This is a genomic window from Ruegeria sp. AD91A, assembly GCF_003443535.1.
In the GTDB taxonomy this organism is placed as follows: domain Bacteria; phylum Pseudomonadota; class Alphaproteobacteria; order Rhodobacterales; family Rhodobacteraceae; genus Ruegeria.
In genome coordinates, this window is record NZ_CP031946.1 from 673,689 (window position 1) to 689,510 (window position 15,822).

The 15,822-nt window shown below is 59.9% G+C and carries 19 protein-coding genes; 17 read left to right on the forward strand and 2 right to left on the reverse strand.

The window, feature by feature from the left end:
- The first annotated feature begins 398 nt into the window (after positions 1-398).
- Positions 399-1,742 carry a DNA-packaging protein gene (locus D1823_RS03395; protein WP_254683825.1) on the forward strand — a complete coding sequence of 448 codons (1,344 nt, stop codon included), beginning with the start codon at positions 399-401 and terminating at the stop codon, positions 1,740-1,742.
- A gap of 92 nt (positions 1,743-1,834) precedes the next feature.
- On the opposite strand, the gene D1823_RS03400 is transcribed toward D1823_RS03395, so the two are convergent.
- On the reverse strand, positions 1,835-2,524 hold the full coding sequence (locus D1823_RS03400; RefSeq protein WP_162896753.1) for a hypothetical protein: 690 nt from the start codon (positions 2,522-2,524) through the stop codon (positions 1,835-1,837).
- Positions 2,525-2,790: 266 nt separating this feature from the next.
- Between D1823_RS03400 and D1823_RS03405 the strand changes: the two genes are divergently transcribed.
- The 16 genes from D1823_RS03405 to D1823_RS03485 all read left to right on the forward strand — a co-directional run bounded on the left by D1823_RS03405 (position 2,791) and on the right by D1823_RS03485 (position 15,468).
- Positions 2,791-3,954, forward strand: coding sequence for a phage portal protein (locus tag D1823_RS03405; RefSeq protein ID WP_117868621.1), 1,164 nt, complete (start codon positions 2,791-2,793; stop codon positions 3,952-3,954).
- On the forward strand, positions 3,947-4,165 hold the full coding sequence (locus D1823_RS03410; protein ID WP_117868622.1) for a hypothetical protein: 219 nt from the start codon (positions 3,947-3,949) through the stop codon (positions 4,163-4,165). Before D1823_RS03405 ends, D1823_RS03410 begins: the two co-directional genes overlap by 8 nt.
- A 14-nt stretch (positions 4,166-4,179) precedes the next feature.
- Complete coding sequence (locus D1823_RS03415; RefSeq protein ID WP_117872679.1) at positions 4,180-4,737, forward strand: HK97 family phage prohead protease; 558 nt, start codon at positions 4,180-4,182, stop codon at positions 4,735-4,737.
- Positions 4,738-4,771: 34 nt separating this feature from the next.
- Positions 4,772-5,950 carry a phage major capsid protein gene (locus D1823_RS03420; protein ID WP_117872681.1) on the forward strand — a complete coding sequence of 393 codons (1,179 nt, stop codon included), beginning with the start codon at positions 4,772-4,774 and terminating at the stop codon, positions 5,948-5,950.
- A 170-nt stretch (positions 5,951-6,120) separates the two neighbouring features.
- Positions 6,121-6,720, forward strand: a complete 600-nt coding sequence (locus D1823_RS03425; RefSeq protein WP_117868623.1) for a head-tail connector protein — start codon at positions 6,121-6,123, stop codon at positions 6,718-6,720.
- Complete coding sequence (locus D1823_RS03430) at positions 6,717-7,055, forward strand: phage head closure protein (RefSeq protein WP_117868624.1); 339 nt, start codon at positions 6,717-6,719, stop codon at positions 7,053-7,055. The genes D1823_RS03425 and D1823_RS03430 overlap by 4 nt, the downstream gene beginning before the upstream one ends.
- Positions 7,052-7,465: a DUF3168 domain-containing protein gene (locus tag D1823_RS03435; RefSeq protein ID WP_117868625.1), complete on the forward strand. Its 414-nt coding sequence runs from the start codon at positions 7,052-7,054 to the stop codon at positions 7,463-7,465. The genes D1823_RS03430 and D1823_RS03435 overlap by 4 nt, the downstream gene beginning before the upstream one ends.
- A 20-nt stretch (positions 7,466-7,485) precedes the next feature.
- A complete protein-coding gene (locus D1823_RS03440; RefSeq protein ID WP_117868626.1) occupies positions 7,486-7,899 on the forward strand; it encodes a phage major tail protein, TP901-1 family in 414 nt (137 codons plus the stop codon).
- A gap of 4 nt (positions 7,900-7,903) precedes the next feature.
- Positions 7,904-8,224, forward strand: coding sequence for a gene transfer agent family protein (locus D1823_RS03445; protein WP_117868627.1), 321 nt, complete (start codon positions 7,904-7,906; stop codon positions 8,222-8,224).
- Positions 8,221-8,430, forward strand: a complete 210-nt coding sequence (locus tag D1823_RS03450) for a rcc01693 family protein (protein WP_117868628.1) — start codon at positions 8,221-8,223, stop codon at positions 8,428-8,430. Before D1823_RS03445 ends, D1823_RS03450 begins: the two co-directional genes overlap by 4 nt.
- Positions 8,417-9,079 (forward strand): phage tail tape measure protein, encoded by a 663-nt coding sequence (locus D1823_RS03455; RefSeq protein WP_117868629.1) that lies wholly within the window; start codon positions 8,417-8,419, stop codon positions 9,077-9,079. The genes D1823_RS03450 and D1823_RS03455 overlap by 14 nt, the downstream gene beginning before the upstream one ends.
- Before the next feature lie 15 nt (positions 9,080-9,094).
- Positions 9,095-9,727, forward strand: coding sequence for a DUF2460 domain-containing protein (locus tag D1823_RS03460; RefSeq protein WP_117868630.1), 633 nt, complete (start codon positions 9,095-9,097; stop codon positions 9,725-9,727).
- Positions 9,727-10,614 (forward strand): DUF2163 domain-containing protein, encoded by an 888-nt coding sequence (locus D1823_RS03465; protein ID WP_117868631.1) that lies wholly within the window; start codon positions 9,727-9,729, stop codon positions 10,612-10,614. The genes D1823_RS03460 and D1823_RS03465 overlap by 1 nt, the downstream gene beginning before the upstream one ends.
- The gene (locus D1823_RS03470; RefSeq protein ID WP_117868632.1) at positions 10,611-11,057 is read left to right on the forward strand and encodes an NlpC/P60 family protein; all 447 of its coding nucleotides are present in this window, start codon (positions 10,611-10,613) and stop codon (positions 11,055-11,057) included. Before D1823_RS03465 ends, D1823_RS03470 begins: the two co-directional genes overlap by 4 nt.
- Positions 11,057-15,172, forward strand: coding sequence for a glycoside hydrolase/phage tail family protein (locus tag D1823_RS22065; protein WP_254683787.1), 4,116 nt, complete (start codon positions 11,057-11,059; stop codon positions 15,170-15,172). The genes D1823_RS03470 and D1823_RS22065 overlap by 1 nt, the downstream gene beginning before the upstream one ends.
- Positions 15,172-15,468, forward strand: a complete 297-nt coding sequence (locus D1823_RS03485; protein WP_117868633.1) for a hypothetical protein — start codon at positions 15,172-15,174, stop codon at positions 15,466-15,468. Before D1823_RS22065 ends, D1823_RS03485 begins: the two co-directional genes overlap by 1 nt.
- Here D1823_RS03485 and D1823_RS03490 read toward each other — a convergent pair.
- Entirely contained in the window at positions 15,449-15,787 is a 339-nt protein-coding gene (locus D1823_RS03490) for a TraR/DksA C4-type zinc finger protein (RefSeq protein WP_117872685.1), read from the reverse strand. The genes D1823_RS03485 and D1823_RS03490 overlap by 20 nt on opposite strands.
- Positions 15,788-15,822 lie beyond the last annotated feature (35 nt).

A 15,822-nucleotide genomic window follows, 5' to 3' on the forward strand; every position in this document is an offset into this window, starting at 1 on the left:
TAATTCCGTACTAGTTATGTCATGCTAGAAGAGGCGGGCGACGGCCCCGGGGCGACCCGGTGGCCGTTTTTCGCTTCTCTCGTGCGGAGAAAACTCACGCATGAGGTCACAGGCAAACATGACTTTGATTACCCCGGAAGAGCGGATTTCCCAGACGGCTGACTTGTTGCAGTCGCTTGAGAGGTCCATTCGAGATCTGCGGCAAGCAGCGGAAGAACTGCGCAAACAGATCGGAGCCGGGGAGGATGCAGATCTTGCTGGTTCAGCCAAGCAACTCGGGCAGTTAGAGGGGCTGATCCGAAGTTGTCAGAAAGTGGAGACAAGCTTTGTCGAACAACATCACAGACAAGCCGGAATTGCCCAAGGAGGGTACGCGCTCGATCTTGACCGAGCTCGGTTTGAAGTCGGGTGCAGGTTGGCTCGCCTCCGCGCCTGTTGCGGTGCAGAACAGATTTCTAAGTGAGATCGGGGAGGGGGGGCTGTGCGCCCTCCCTTTCCTGTTCGAGTTCTGGGCACTGCCGCATCAGTTGCCGCCCGAAGGCGACTGGCGGTCCTGGGTTATCATGGGTGGGCGCGGTGCTGGTAAGACGCGGGCCGGGTCCGAATGGGTGCGACAGGTGGTTGAGGGGGCTTTGCCGCTGGATCGCGGCGAGGCGTGTCGAGTGGCCTTGGTCGGTGAGACCTTTGATCAGGTGCGCGATGTGATGATCTTTGGCGATAGCGGGATATTGCAATGCTCACCGCCGGATCGTCGGCCCACGTGGAAGGCATCCGAGCGCAAGCTTATCTGGCCCAACGGGGCCGAGGCGCAGGCGTTTTCGGCGCATGACCCTGAGGGGCTGCGCGGGCCGCAGTTCGATGCGGCCTGGGTGGATGAACTGGCCAAATGGAAGAAGGCGGGCGAGACCTGGGATATGTTGCAATTTGCCCTGCGGCTGGGGGATCGGCCGCGGGTCTGTGTGACGACCACGCCGCGGAATGTGAAGGTTCTGAAGGCGTTGCTGGCGTCCCCGTCCACCGTGACGACCCATGCGCCGACAGAGGCGAACCGGGCCAATCTGGCGGAGTCGTTTCTGGCCGAGGTCCGTGCGCGCTATGCGGGCACGCGGCTGGGGCGGCAGGAACTGGACGGGGTGTTGCTGTCGGATGCCGAGGGGGCGCTGTGGACGGGCTCGATGCTGGAGGCGGCGCGGGTCGACCGGGTGCCCGATCTGGACCGTATTGTGGTGGCGCTGGACCCGGCAGTGACGGCAGGATCAGATGCGGATGCCTGCGGGATCGTGGTGGTCGGGGCGCAACTGCAGGGGCCACCCGAGGAGTGGCGGGCGTTCGTGCTGGCTGACCGGACGGTGCAGGGCGTTGGCCCGGCGGGCTGGGCGCAGGCGGCGATTGACGCGATGGATGAGCTCGGGGCCGAGCGGCTGGTGGCCGAGGTCAATCAGGGCGGGCAATTGGTTGAGGAGGTCGTGCGGCAGGTGGACCCTCTGGTCCCGTTCCGGGCGGTGCGTGCGTCGCGTGGCAAGGTCGCGCGGGCGGAGCCGGTGGCAGCGTTGTACGAACAGGGGCGGGTGTCGCATGTCGCCGGGCTGCACGCGCTGGAGGAGCAGATGTGCCAGATGACGGCGCGCGGGTTCGAGGGGCAGGGCTCGCCTGACCGGGTCGACGCGCTGGTCTGGGCGCTGCATGAGTTGGTTGTGGGGCCTGCGGGGGCCTATCGGCGGCCTAGGGTGCGGGCTTTGTGAGGGACTTTTTTCTTCAGTTTCAGAAGTCAAACAACTGCTTTTGAGATTTGAGAAGCCTGTGATCGCACTATGCCCCGGTAAATGTACTGGAATTAGTTGGAGATTTTTACTCGTTTAACCCGTACATCTCGGGAAACCATTTCGTAGCGAAATGGGTATTGAGAATATACTCCGTGCTTAAAAAAGTACTTTTCAGGTTGAAATGCACCAGCACTCTTGGAGAATTCATAGCGCCCGGTCGCTTGGACTTTGTTATCCAGCCAAATCGTTGTGTCGAAATTTCCTTCTCCATCAAATACTACCAGAACTTTCACTTCCCGCTCTTTACCATCTAGCACGAAGCGACCGGGGGATTTTGCAGTTGAAAGCTTTCCTCGAATACAAGACTCCCCCGGCCCCGTTTTTATGTCGCTAATGAGTGCCAAGTGTCCCGATTTTGTAACATCGATCTTTAGTGGTGGCGCGCAACCATGCCTGCCGTCGTGAATTTGAAACAGCCCAAATTTCTGACCCTTTTCGCCTGTCATGGATACGCGGCTTGTAAAAAGATATGCACCACGATGCGTTGCTGAAACCTTGTCAGTGTATATTTCCGCGCGTTGCGTGAATATACCACCAGGACAATGGTTGCTGCTGGTCTTGAACGTCCACGTTCGACCCTTTTTTGTGATTGAGCCTTTGTCCACACCACAAGAAATGCGCCATTTATCCAGCGGATTTGCATCTACAGAAGAAGCGAAGAGGGCACATGCAAAGCCCACGACAAATGCAAATCTAAACATCAAAACTCCGGACCAACAATATTGTTTGGAATCGAGCATATCACAACGAGAGATTCTACCCAAAGCACCTTGATTGATCTTGTGTCCGTCAAGATCGGCTCTATCTGCAACGACACCATTTGAATTCGTAGCTGAATTGGGCTTGTAGCAAAGGATCAAGACTACCGTTGCCCACCCCCCGTACGCCCCATTCCCAAGCCCTAAACTTCTTTCCCTCATAACTCCTTTCAACGAGCCGGGCAGAGCGGCGGCAGAAAGGAGAACAGATGGTATTCGATTTCTTGCGTCGTGGATCGGCTGGGGAAGCGCCGGAGGCAAAGGCGAGCGCGGCGGGGCCTGTGGTGGCGTGGCAGACGGGTGGTCGCGTGGCGTGGAGCCCTCGGGATGCGGTGTCGCTGACGCGGACGGGGTTTTCGGGGAACCCGGTGGGGTTTCGCTCGGTCAAGCTGATTGCCGAGGCGGCGGCGGCTTTGCCCTTGGCCCTGCAGGATCAGGCGCAGCGCTATGAGGCGCATCCCATGCTCAGCCTGATGCGGCGTCCGAATGCGGCGCAGGGGCGGGCGGAGTTGATGGAGGCCGTATTCGGGCAGCTGCTGTTGTCGGGCAATGCGTATGTCGAGGCGGTGCAGGCCGAGGAGGGGCTGCCGGTTGAACTGCATGTTCTGCGCTCGGACCGGATGAGCGTGGTGCCGGGGGCGGATGGCTGGCCCAGGGCGTATGACTATACGGCGGGGGGCAAGACACACCGTTTTGCGGCAGAGGCCATCTGTCACATCAAGTCCTTCCACCCGCAGGATGATCATTACGGGTTCTCGCCCATGCAGGCGGCGGCGATGGCGATTGATGTGCATAACAGCGCGTCTCGTTGGTCGAAATCACTGCTGGACAATGCGGCGCGGCCTTCGGGGGCGCTGGTCTGGAAGGGCGGTGATGGCCATGGGGTGATGGCCGAGGATCAGTTTCGGCGTCTGTCCGATGAGATTGAGCAGAACTATCGCGGGGCGCGCAATGCGGGGCGACCGATGGTTCTGGAAGGGGGGCTGGATTGGAAGCCGATGGGCTTTTCGCCCTCTGACATGGAGTTTCAAAAGACCAAGGAAGCCGCCGCCCGCGAGATCGCGTTGGCCTTTGGGGTCCCGCCGATGCTGCTGGGGATACAAGGCGACGCGACCTATTCGAACTATCAGGAGGCCAACCGGGCGTTTTATCGCCTGACCGTGCTGCCTCTGGTGACGCGGGTGGCGGCGGCGGTGTCGGAATGGCTGGCGGGCTTTACCGGTGAGGAATTGGTGCTGAAGCCCGATCTGGATCAAGTGCCTGCATTGTCGGCGGAGCGGGATGCGCAATGGGCGCGGGTTAGCGGGGCCGAATTCCTGACCGATGCTGAGAAACGCGCGCTGCTGGGGCTGCCGGAGCGTGCGGATGGGTGACGGGTATCCTCCGTTCGAATGCGCGCCGGGCCTGCGTCTGGCCGCGCATGAGCGGGTGGCCGAGATTCAGCATGCGCATTTGTGTCGGCGGCTGGATCAGATCGAAGAGATGATGGAGCGGCTGGAACGCCGGTTGTGGCTGACGGTCTATGGCGTGGCGGCGGTGATCCTGGCACAGGCGTTTCAGTCTCTGTTGGTGGTGGCGCCATAAGTTCAATGGGTTACATGGAGAAGTTCATGGATTTGGAGCATAAATTTGCACGGTTCGGCGACGGTTTGTCGGTCACGGATGACGCGGTGATCGAGGGCTATGCAAGCCTGTTTGGGCAGGTCGATCAGGGCAGTGACGTGGTGCAGCGTGGAGCCTATCGCGGCTCGCTTGACGGGCTGGCCAAGGCGGGTCAGCGGGTCAAGATGCTGTGGCAGCACGATCCGTCCCAGCCCATCGGCGTGTGGGACGAAGTGCGTGAGGATGACAAGGGCCTGTGGGTCAAGGGGCGTCTGCTGGAAAGCACGCAGAAGGGCCGCGAGGTGGCGGAACTGATCCGGGCAGGCGCGATGGATGGTCTGTCGATTGGCTATCGCACCAAACGGGCCATTAAGAATGACAAGGGCCAGCGGGTCCTGACCGAACTGGAGCTGTGGGAGGTGTCCTTGGTGACGTTCCCGATGCTGCCCAGTGCGCGGGTGGCGGCGAAGGGGCGAAACCCTGACGCCGAGGAGGCCCTGCGCTGTATTGCCGACGTATTCAACGATGCCCGGCAGGAGCTGGCGCGGAACTAGCGCGCCTCAAAACCACTCAGAACAGGACATGCTGATGAGCAAGACCGAAACCCCGGCCTTGACCGGAGAGGGTGCGCCCCTGGTTCAGGAGGTGAAGCAGGCGATGGCTGGCTTCGTAAATGAATTCAGGGGCCTGAAAGCCGAAGTTAAAACCAAACTGCAACAGACAGAAGAGCGACTGACCATGCTGGATCGTAAATCAACTATCGCGGCACGCCCGCATCTTGCGGCTTCGATCGAGGACGGAGCCCCACATCAGAAGGCATTTGATGCCTATGTGCGGTCTGGCGAAGATGACGGGCTGCGCGGCCTCGAGATGGAAGCCAAATCGCTGTCCTCAGCGGTCAACAGCGATGGTGGCTATCTGGTTGATCCGCAGACCGCCGAGACGATCAAGTCCGTTTTGAACTCGACGGCATCTATCCGGTCGATTGCATCGGTTGTGAATGTCGAGGCAAATTCGTTCGACGTGCTGATTGATCACACCGATGTAGGTGCGGGCTGGGCGGATGAAAACTCGGCCACGGCGGAAACCGGAACCCCGTCGATCGATCGCATCTCGATCCAGCTGCACGAGCTGAGCGCACTGCCCAAGGCGTCGCAGCGTCTGCTGGATGACAGCGCCTTCGATGTCGAAGGTTGGCTGGCCGGGCGCATTGCCGACAAATTTGCACGCGCTGAGGCGGCGGCTTTCATCAACGGCGATGGCGTCGACAAGCCCAAAGGGTTGATGATCCACCGAGCCGTACCGAATGATGCGTGGTCCTGGGGCAGCCTGGGCTATGTTGCGACTGGTATTGATGCAGGTATTGACGCGGATGCGATTGTCGATGTGGTTTATGCACTGGGCGCGCAATACCGGGTCAATGGTACCTTCGTGATGAATTCGAAGACCGCAGGTCTGATCCGCAAGTTGAAAGACAGCGATGGCCGCTTCCTGTGGTCTGATGGTCTGGCCGCAGGTGAGCCGGCGCGTCTGATGGGGTATCCGGTACTGATCGCCGAGGACATGCCGGATGTGGCATCCGACAGTTTCTCAATTGCATTTGGTGACTTCCAGGCTGGTTACACCATTGCCGAGCGTCCTGATCTGCGCGTGCTGCGCGATCCGTTCAGCGCCAAGCCGCATGTGCTGTTCTATGCGACCAAACGCGTCGGCGGCGATGTCAGCGATTTCGCTGCGATCAAGCTGGTGAAATTCGGCACCGCCTAACGCGGGCTGAATCCGGGGGGCGCTGGCCCCTCGGACGGCGGGCGCGGGCCGGGGTGAGATCCTCTGCGTTGTCTAGCTGCTCCCCTCCGTCCGAGCAACGTGGGGCGGCGCGTGTCCGTCATTTTCCAAGGATGGGGCCCCGGAGGGGTCCGAGATTGCGGAGTGAGTGGATGATGTTGATCGAAGAGGCCGCCATCGCGGATGCGGCGCTGCCGGTGGATCAGTTCAAGGCGCATCTGAGATTGGGCACGGGTTTTGCCGAGGATGATGTGCAGAACGAAGTGTTGAAGGGGTTCCTGCGAGCCGCCATTGCGGCGATCGAGGCACGCACCGGCACGGTTCTGATCGCGCGGAACTTCTCGTGGAGTTTGTACAGGTGGCGCGACCCATCGGGAGAGGTGTTGCCCGTGGCCCCGGTGGTTTCAGTGCTGGCTTTGACGCTGACCGACAAGAGCGGCGCTGAAACGGCTGCAGACGCCGCAACTTATCGGCTGGAGCATGATAGCCAACGGCCCCGGGTGCGTCCTATGGGATCCAGCCTGCCTGCCATCAAAACGGGTGGTTCTGCTAAGATTTCTTTTGTCGCGGGGATGGCTCAGGATTGGGGCGGGTTGCCTGCTGATCTGGGGCAGGCGGTATTGCTGCTGGCGGCGCATTACTATGAATACCGAGATGAAACCTCATTGGGCGCGGGTTGTATGCCCTTTGGTGTCACCAGCCTGATCCAGCGCTATCGCATGGTGCGTTTCGGGGCGGGGATTTCGCAATGAAAACGCCGCATCTGAACCGTAAACTGGTGCTGGAGGCGCCAATGCGAAGTGCTGATGGGTCGGGGGGTTATACCGAAACATGGGCTGCGATGGGGACACTGTGGGCCGAAGTGACGGCGCGCAGTGGAGCAGAACGGCAGATCGCTGGAATATCCGTGTCGCGTGTCGGGTATCGCATCGTGGTGCGTGGGGCGCGCATGGGGTCTTCGATGCGTCCCGCGCCTGATCAGCGGTTTCGCGAGGGCAATCGGCGTTTTGTAATCCGGGCCGTGGCCGAACTTGACGCCCGCGGCAAGTACCTGACCTGTTTCGCAGATGAAGAGGTGGTGGCATGAGCTATGGCGTTTCTGCCGTTTTGCAGGCGGCCGTGTATCAGCAGCTTTCAGCGGACGCAGCAGTCAGCAGTCAATCGGGTGGCGCGATCTATGATGCAGTACCCGCAGGAACCGTGCCGCAGACCTATGTGATGCTGGGCCCGGAAGAGGTGCGAGACGCCTCGGACCGATCAGGCACGGGCGCAATACACCGTTTCACCGTTTCAGTTGTGTCCGAGGCGGCAGGATTTGGCGCTGCTAAGACACTGGCCGGCGCGGTGTGTGACGCCTTGGAAAACGCGCCACTTAACCTGGATCGCGGTCGGCTGGTAGGGCTGTGGTTCGAGCGCGCCTCGGCCCGGCGTACCGGGACGGGCGGCACCATCCGCCAGATCGACCTGAAATTCCGCGCTCGCGTGGAAGATGACTAAGCAATCAACGGAGAGAGCACATGGCTGCCCAGAACGGAAAAGACCTTTTGGTCAAAGTGGATATGAACGGCACCGGCCTGTTCCAGACGATCGCGGGGCTACGGGCCACGCGAATCAGTTTCAATGCTGAAAGTGTGGATGTCACCAGCCTGGAAAGTCAGGGTGGATGGCGCGAGCTATTGTCTGGGGCGGGGGTCAAATCAGCTTCGATCTCCGGTTCCGGTGTATTCAGGGATGCCGGCACTGATGAGCGTGCGCGGCAGTTGTTCTTTGATGGTGAAACTCCGGCCTTTCAGGTCATCATCCCTGATTTTGGGGTTGTTGAAGGTCGGTTTCAGGTCACCAGCATCGAGTACGCAGGTTCGCACAACGGTGAGGCGACCTATGAGATGAGCATGGCCAGTGCCGGTGCTCTGACCTTTACGGCGCTTTGATCCGATGGCCAATCCGTGGACAGGCGAGGTGGCGCTGACCATCGATGGCGAGCAGCGGGTGCTCAAGCTGACGCTTGGTGCTTTGGCGGAGCTGGAGCAGGAGCTGAATGCAGGATCGCTGGTTGAGCTGGTGCAACGGTTTGAGGGCGGAGCGTATTCCAGTGCGGATGTTTTGGCCCTCATCGTTGCCGGTCTGCGAGGCGGTGGCTGGAACGTTGCCCGGGCCGACCTGATGCATGCCGAGATCGAAGGCGGCCCCATGGCTGCAGCCAGAACTGGAGCCGAATTGTTGGCGCGCGCCTTCATGGTGCCGGAGGGCACATGAGCGGGTTCGACTGGCCTGCCCTGATGAGGGCCGGATTTTTGGGGCTGCGACTGACGCCGGATCAATTCTGGCGTCTGACCCCGGCAGAGCTGCGGCTGATGCTGGGGCAGGGGTCCGGCGTGTCCGCAATGAACCGGGCGGGGTTGGATGCTTTGCTGGCGGCTTATCCGGACAAGACACAAGGAGAGCGTGATGACAGATCGTGACGGGTTTGATGACCTGCAAGAACGTGGAGAAGCGCTGGGCGATTCCCTCGGCGATGCTGCGACTATGGCGGCGGCGTTTGACAGCCAGATGAAGCGCATCAGTGCCGCATTTGAAGAGACCGGCAAGGATGTCGCCACGCTGGAGCGTGGCATGTCCAGCGGATTGCGCAAGGCCTTCGATGGTGTCGTTCTGGATGGGATGAGTCTTTCCGGCGCGCTGGATGTCCTGAAGAACTCCTTGATCCAAACGGCTTATGCGGCTGCGATCAAGCCGGTGACGGATCACTTTGGCGGAATGCTAGCCAACACGGTTGGCGGGTTGGTGAAGGGAATTCTGCCTTTTGCTGATGGCGGCAGCTTCAGCCAGGGCCGGGTGATGCCCTTCGCCAATGGTGGTGTGGTCAGCGGCCCGACAACGTTTCCCATGCGCGGCGGCACCGGGCTGATGGGAGAAGCCGGGCCTGAGGCGATCATGCCGCTGACGCGTGGGGCCGATGGCAAGCTGGGCGTGCGGACGCAGGGTGCTGGGCGTGCTGTGAATGTGGTGATGAACATTTCAACACCGGACGTTCAAGGGTTCCGCCGGTCTCAGGGGCAGATAGCGGCCCAGATGAGCCGCGCGCTGGGGCGTGGCAATCGCAATAGATAAATCAGGGAGCAGCTGATGAATTTCCACGAGGTGAGATTTCCCGCCAGTCTAAGCTTTGGCTCGGTCGGCGGCCCGGAACGGCGGACGGACATTGTGACGTTGGCCAATGGCTTTGAAGAGCGCAACACGCCCTGGGCCCATTCGCGCCGCCGATATGATGCGGGGTTGGGGATGCGTTCGCTGGACGATATCGAGACGCTGATTTCGTTCTTCGAAGCACGACAGGGTCAGATGTTCGGCTTTCGCTGGAAAGACTGGTCGGATTTCAAATCCGGCAAGGCCACGGTGGACACCAGTTTCGGAGATCAGGTGATCGCCAAAGGCGACGGTACACGCACCGAGTTTCAGTTGATCAAGACCTACCATTCGGGCGGGGTCAGCTATGCGCGCCCTATCGTAAAGCCGGTATTGGGTACAGTGCGTCTGGGTCTGGATCAGGATGAGGTCCGCGAGGGCGTGGATTTTGATGTTGAACTGACGACGGGCAAGGTCACGTTTGCGGACCCGCCGCCGGAAGAGATCGATATCACCGCGGGTTTTGAGTTTGATGTGCCGGTGCGCTTTGACACCGACAAAATCCAGACCAGTGTCGCCAGTTTTCAGGCCGGTGATGTACCGAACGTTCCCGTGGTCGAGGTGCGCATCTGATGGCTCAAGATATACAGGGCCTGCACACGCATTTGCAGAGCGGGATGACAACGGTCTGCCGTTGTTGGGCGATCAAACGCAAGGACGGTCAGGAATACGGTTTTACCGACCACGACATGGAGCTGAGTTTTGACGGGTTGACCTTCAAGGCCAGTACCGGCCTGACGGCCGCTGCCATCGAGCAGGCCACGGGCCTGTCCATCGACAACACGGAAGCAATGGGCGCTCTGTCTGACGCGGCCATTCGCGACGAGGATATCGAGGCAGGACGTTTTGACGGGGCCGAGGTGCGCGCCTGGTTGGTCAACTGGGCCGATCTGGATCAGCGCGTCCTTCAGTTCCGTGGTTCAATTGGTGAGTTGCGCCGCTCTGGCGGCGCTTTCCATGCGGAATTGCGTGGCCTGACCGACTTGCTGAACCGCCCCTTGGGGCGTGTTTACCAGAAGCCCTGCACGGCTGTGTTGGGGGATCGGGCCTGCCGGTTCAACACCGACACACCGGGCTATTGGTTCGAAGGTGTGATCTCGGGTTTCGATGGCGGCACCCTTCTGCATGTTGCAGGGGGTCAAACCATTGAAGAAGGCTGGTTCGAACGGGGTCGCGTTGATGTTGTTTCCGGTTCTGCCAAGGGGCTGTGGTCGTCGATCAAGAACGACAGGCAGACTGCAACAGGGCGAGAGATCACACTTTGGTCCGGATTCGGGGCAAGCCTGGCGATTGGCGACAGTGTTAAACTGCGGGCAGGATGCGACAAGCGCATGGAAACCTGCCAGTTCAAGTTCGACAACTTTCTGAATTTTCAAGGGTTCCCAGATCTTCCGGGCGAAGACTGGGTCATGGCTGTTCCCAAGAAAAGCAAAGCCAATAGCGGAGGCAGCATACGGTGACGACGTGTAGAGAGGATATTGTGGCCGAGGCGCGCAATTGGCTTGGAACGCCCTATGTGCATCAGGCCTCGTTCAAGGGTGCCGGTGCGGATTGTCTGGGCCTGTTGCGGGGCGTTTGGCGCGCTGTGATCGGGCAGGAACCTGAATCTGTTCCGGCATACAGCATGGACTGGTCCGAGCCGCAGGGTGAGGAACGTATGTGGGTGGCTGCCAGGCGGCATCTGGTCGAAAAACCAATAGGCAAGATGGCTTCGGGGGACGTTCTGTTGTTTCGGATGCGCGACACAAGCGTCGCCAAGCATTTGGGCATCGTTTGTACCACGCAACCCGAGCCCCGCTTTATTCACGCGTATTCCGGCCATGGCGTGGTGGAAAACGCACTGAGCAGGCCTTGGTACCGCCGTATCGTTTCCTGTTTCGAATTCCCGATGGAGATGTATTGATGGCCACTATTCTTCTTTCCGCAGCCGGGGCTGCGCTGGGCGGTTCGATTGGGGGCACGGTCGCGGGCCTTTCAACCGCAGTTATCGGTCGGGCCGTCGGTGCGACGGTCGGGCGGGTCCTTGATCAGAAGTTCTTTAACCAGTCCGTTATGGGCAGTGGCAGTGAAGTCGTCGAAACCGGCCGCATGGATCGATTTCGGTTGACGGAAACCGGCGAAGGCGCGCCGGTGACCACCGTGTTTGGCCGTATGCGTGTGGGTGGTCAGGTCATTTGGGCTTCGGACTTTTTGGAGACCCAGACGACGACCACAGAGGGTGGTGGCGGGGGTGGCAAAGGAAAACCCAAGACCCCTGAGGTGACTACCGTCACGTACAGTTACTCGATTTCGCTGGCAATTGCGGTTGGCGCCGGTGAGATTGCCGATGTCGCGCGCATTTGGGCGGATGGAGAAGAACAAGATCGATCCGGCCTCAACATGCGGGTTTATCATGGCACGCGGGATCAGTTGCCGGATCCGCTGATCGAGGCAATTGAAGGTGCTGGAACAGTTCCGGCATATCGCGGAACGGCCTATGTCGTGATCGAGGACTTCCCGCTCGGCGCTTTCGGCAACCGGGTGCCGCAGTTTTCATTTGAAATTGTTCGCCCCACGCAGCGAGACATGCCCGATCATGACAGCGCGGTGTCTCAGATCGTGCGCGGGGTCGCCATGATACCGGGGACCGGAGAATACGCTCTGGCCAGCTCTCAGGTGAATTATTCACAATCTGGTAAAAGCTGGCCAGCCAACGCACATTCCGCGTCTGGTGCCTCGGATCTTGTATCCTCGACCCGTGCTCTGGAAAGCGAGTTGCCCAATTGTGATGCCGCATCACTGGTGGTGTCGTGGTTCGGCGACGATCTGAGATGCGGGCAATGCAAAATTCGGCCCAAGATCGAACAGCGTGAGATAGACAGCAACGATATGCCCTGGATCGTGTCTGATCAGGCCCGAAGCGACGCGGGGCTTGTGGCTCGGCAGAACGACCGACCGGTCTATGGGGGGACTCCGGCCGATGCGGCAGTGGTCCAGGCGATCCGCCATCTGAACCAATCCGGTAAACGGGTGATGTTTTATCCTTTCATCCTGATGGAGCAATTGCCGGGGAACGGGCTGCCTGATCCCTGGTCGGATGCTTCAAGTCAGCCTCACCTGCCATGGCGTGGGCGGATTACCCTGGATGTGGCGCCGGGGCACCCGGGTTCTTCGGACCAGACGGCATGGGCCGATGCACAGGTCGCTGCGTTCTTTGGATCAGCACGTGCACAGGATTTTGCGATCAACCAGGATTCGAACGGATCGGGCGGTACCGGCGGCGGCACGGGTGGTCCGGTCAGGCCCAGACCGGGTGGCCGACCTGACGACAGAGGGGATACCGGTTTAACCTGGGTAACCGGGGGCGGTAACCTTGGCGGACTGCTGGGGGACAGCGGCGTAACGGCCAAAGAAATCATCAAATACTCTGGCCCTCAGGAATGGGGCCTGCGGCGTTTCATTCTGCACTATGCCATGTTGTGCAAGGCTGCCGGCGGTGTTTCGTCATTCTGCATATCGTCTGAGATGCGGGGCCTGACCCAGATCAGGGGGGCTTCGGGCTTTCCGGCGGTTGCGCAGCTTCGCGCCTTGGCGGCCGAGGTCCGTCAGATTCTGGGGCCGGACACGAAAATCGGCTATGCAGCGGACTGGAGTGAGTATTTTGGATACCAGCCAGAAGGCACCGGCGACAGGTATTTTCACCTCGACCCTCTTTGGGCGGACGACAACATCGATTTCATCGGCATCGACAACTACATGCCGTTGTCCGATTGGCGTAATGGTGAACACCATCTGGACGCCGAGGCTGGCGCGCCTTCGATCTACGACCTGAGTTATCTTCGCAGCAATATTGAAGGCGGTGAAGGATATGACTGGTATTACGCCTCTCCGGAAGAGGCGGAAGCGCAGATCAGAACTCCGATCGAAGATCAGGAGCATGACGAGCCGTGGATCTGGCGATACAAGGACCTGCGCAACTGGTGGTCGAATCCGCATCACGAACGGATCGGAGGCGTGCGTCAACCCAACCCGACCGATTGGGTGCCCGGCTCGAAACCGATCTGGTTCACCGAGTTGGGGTGTGCGGCAATCGACAAGGGCACGAACCAGCCGAACAAGTTCCTAGACCCAAAGTCATCGGAATCGCTGTTGCCTGCGTATTCAATCGGGCTGCGCGACGACTTCATCCAGGTTCAGTATCTGGCCGCGATGCTTGGCTATTGGAGCGATCCGAAGGTCAATCCGATCTCGGACATCTACAACGCGCCGATGCTGGATATGGCAAACGCGTATGTCTGGGCATGGGATACCCGTCCATTTCCTACCTTTCCAAACCTGAGAAGCCAGTGGGGCGATGGCGAGAACTATCCCAGAGGGCACTGGCTGAACGGTCGGTCCGGGTCTCGTACGTTGGCATCCGTGGTGACCGAGATCTGCCACGGCGCAGGTGTCACGGATATCGATGTCTCTGGTCTGTACGGTGTGGTCCGCGGGTATGTCATCGAAGATGTAACAAACGCCCGTTCCGCCTTGCAGCCGCTGATGCTGCGCTATGGGTTTGATGCGATCGAAAGGGATGGAGTGTTGAAGTTCCAGATGCGCGACGGGTACGGCGCAGTTGCCTTGAACCCCGATCATCTGGCGATCAGCAGCGATCTTGAAAGCTCGCTCGAATACCGGCGCGAGGCCGAGGCCGAGATGACCGGGCGCGTTCGCCTGCGTTTTGTTCAGTCGGACGCGGATCATGATGTCGTCGCGGAAGAGGCGGTTTTGCCCGATGATCGCACCCATTCCGTATCGGTGAATGAGATGCCCCTGTCCATGACCCGCACCGAAGGGCGGCAAACCGCCGAACGTTGGTTGAGCGAAGCCAGAGTTTCCCGCGATACGGTTCGGTTTGCGCTTCCGCCGTCTCAAGTGCACCTGGGGGCAGGAGATCTGGTTCGTTTGACAGACGCTGAAACCGGGCCGGTGTACCGGATTGACCGGTTGGAATCCGCTGACCTGCAACTGGTTGAAGCGGTCCGGATCGAGCAGGGCGTGTACAAGGCATCCGAATTGAATGACGACCCGGCAACGGTCAGACCGTATGCCGCGCCGGTTCCCGTGCTGCCGGTCTTTCTGGACCTGCCCTTGATCACCGGGGCCGAGGCCCCTCACGCGCCCTATCTGGCGGTTACCGGAGACCCATGGCCTGGGGCTGCAACGGTCTATTCCTCGTCCAGTGACGATAGCTATCGCCTGAGCGATGTCATTGCCCAACGGGCAGTGGTCGGCGTAACCGAAACACCGCTGAGGCGCGCCAGTGTCGGTGTCTGGGATGAGGGCCCTGCCTTGAAGGTCAGACTGCTTGCGGGTCAGTTGGAATCCCGTCCTCGCAGCTCGGTAATGAATGGTGTCAATCTCGCTGCAATCGGTGATGGAACACCCGGTAACTGGGAAGTTTTTCAGTTCTCTGACGCGGCGCTCGAGGCCCCGGACGTATACGCATTGTCCGGGCGGCTCAGGGGGCAACTGGGAACAGACGCTTTGATGCCTGATGTCTGGTCGGATGGATCAGTATTCGTTCTGCTGAATGACAGGGTGCAACAGATCAGCCTGCTGCGAAACGAAAGGCGTCTTGCCAAGCATTATCGCATAGGGCCTGCAACCCGCGGCTATGATGACGCGTCCTATCAACACCTGATTGCCTCGTTTGATGGCAACGGATTGCGCCCGTACGCGCCAGTGCACATGCGGCTTCGGTCTGGTGCCGCCGTTGATGAGCTTACCTGGATTCGACGTGCCCGAACAGATGCGGACGACTGGTCGGGGCTGGAGATCCCCTTGGGAGAAGAAAGCGAATCCTATCTGGTCCGTGTCATTGCGGGTGGAACCCTTCTGCGTGAAGAACTGACATCCGAACCAAGGTGGACCTATTCGACAGCCATGAAAGCGGCGGATGGTCTGACAGGGGGCTATGAGGTCGACGTGGCCCAGGTATCTGCTGTATTCGGACCGGGTGCTTGGTCGCGTCTTGTGGTTGGCCAAGCAGCCTGATGCGGCCGGTTCTTCATGGGGATGTCAGTGCTGCGGCGCGCGCCTTGCTGGTCGTGCCGCAGCCGGACCGGGAGGCTTTGTGTACCCGGATGATCCACGAGGCGGAATTGGCCGACAGGCATTTGGAGCGCACGGGCAAGCTCCACCCGATTTACGGCAATGGTTCACTTATGGCCGTTGCGCGAAACAGGGTCCTGGCAGATGAACCTGGGTTTGATGATCTGCAATATTGTCAGTGTTTTGAGGTGGTTATGCACCAGCTTGCCAGATTTCAGGCTATCCGGACGCGCAGCTGACGCATTTGCTGGCCGCCAGATCCAGATTCAGCCGCCCATCCGGAATACGTTCGCCGCAGTCTTCGCAATATCCGAACTCGCCGTCGTCAAGCCGCGCCAACGCGGCCAGAAGCCGGCGTGTTTCTACATCGCGATTGGCCTGCTGTGCCTTGGCCATGGCCTGGTTTTGCAGTGCATCCATGCGGCTCAGCCGTCCAACGGCCTGTTGATCCAGCTGGACAATGGCCTGAGCCTGCTGTCCCGAGGCTGACACCTTTTGCAATTCCGCCAATCGTTCGCGAATTCGTGTTTCGAAATGGGTGCGCTCTGACTCATTCATTTTCGTTACATGACCGATCATGGGTTTGCGTTTGG

What these genes read in the sequence shown, in the direction of transcription:
- D1823_RS22065 (WP_254683787.1), top strand. Translation starts at nt 11,057, where the DNA reads ATGGCCACTATTCTTCTTTCCGCAGCCGGGGCTGCGCTGGGCGGTTCG.
- D1823_RS03405 (WP_117868621.1), top strand. Translation starts at nt 2,791, where the DNA reads ATGGTATTCGATTTCTTGCGTCGTGGATCGGCTGGGGAAGCGCCGGAG.
- D1823_RS03450 (WP_117868628.1), top strand. Translation starts at nt 8,221, where the DNA reads ATGAGCGGGTTCGACTGGCCTGCCCTGATGAGGGCCGGATTTTTGGGG.
- D1823_RS03410 (WP_117868622.1), top strand. Translation starts at nt 3,947, where the DNA reads ATGGGTGACGGGTATCCTCCGTTCGAATGCGCGCCGGGCCTGCGTCTG.
- D1823_RS03455 (WP_117868629.1), top strand. Translation starts at nt 8,417, where the DNA reads ATGACAGATCGTGACGGGTTTGATGACCTGCAAGAACGTGGAGAAGCG.
- D1823_RS03445 (WP_117868627.1), top strand. Translation starts at nt 7,904, where the DNA reads ATGGCCAATCCGTGGACAGGCGAGGTGGCGCTGACCATCGATGGCGAG.
- D1823_RS03465 (WP_117868631.1), top strand. Translation starts at nt 9,727, where the DNA reads ATGGCTCAAGATATACAGGGCCTGCACACGCATTTGCAGAGCGGGATG.
- D1823_RS03460 (WP_117868630.1), top strand. Translation starts at nt 9,095, where the DNA reads ATGAATTTCCACGAGGTGAGATTTCCCGCCAGTCTAAGCTTTGGCTCG.
- D1823_RS03415 (WP_117872679.1), top strand. Translation starts at nt 4,180, where the DNA reads ATGGAGAAGTTCATGGATTTGGAGCATAAATTTGCACGGTTCGGCGAC.
- D1823_RS03440 (WP_117868626.1), top strand. Translation starts at nt 7,486, where the DNA reads ATGGCTGCCCAGAACGGAAAAGACCTTTTGGTCAAAGTGGATATGAAC.
- D1823_RS03485 (WP_117868633.1), top strand. Translation starts at nt 15,172, where the DNA reads ATGCGGCCGGTTCTTCATGGGGATGTCAGTGCTGCGGCGCGCGCCTTG.
- D1823_RS03420 (WP_117872681.1), top strand. Translation starts at nt 4,772, where the DNA reads ATGAGCAAGACCGAAACCCCGGCCTTGACCGGAGAGGGTGCGCCCCTG.
- D1823_RS03430 (WP_117868624.1), top strand. Translation starts at nt 6,717, where the DNA reads ATGAAAACGCCGCATCTGAACCGTAAACTGGTGCTGGAGGCGCCAATG.
- D1823_RS03425 (WP_117868623.1), top strand. Translation starts at nt 6,121, where the DNA reads ATGATGTTGATCGAAGAGGCCGCCATCGCGGATGCGGCGCTGCCGGTG.
- D1823_RS03400 (WP_162896753.1), bottom strand. Translation starts at nt 2,524, where the DNA reads ATGTTTAGATTTGCATTTGTCGTGGGCTTTGCATGTGCCCTCTTCGCT.
- D1823_RS03490 (WP_117872685.1), bottom strand. Translation starts at nt 15,787, where the DNA reads ATGAATGAGTCAGAGCGCACCCATTTCGAAACACGAATTCGCGAACGA.
- D1823_RS03435 (WP_117868625.1), top strand. Translation starts at nt 7,052, where the DNA reads ATGAGCTATGGCGTTTCTGCCGTTTTGCAGGCGGCCGTGTATCAGCAG.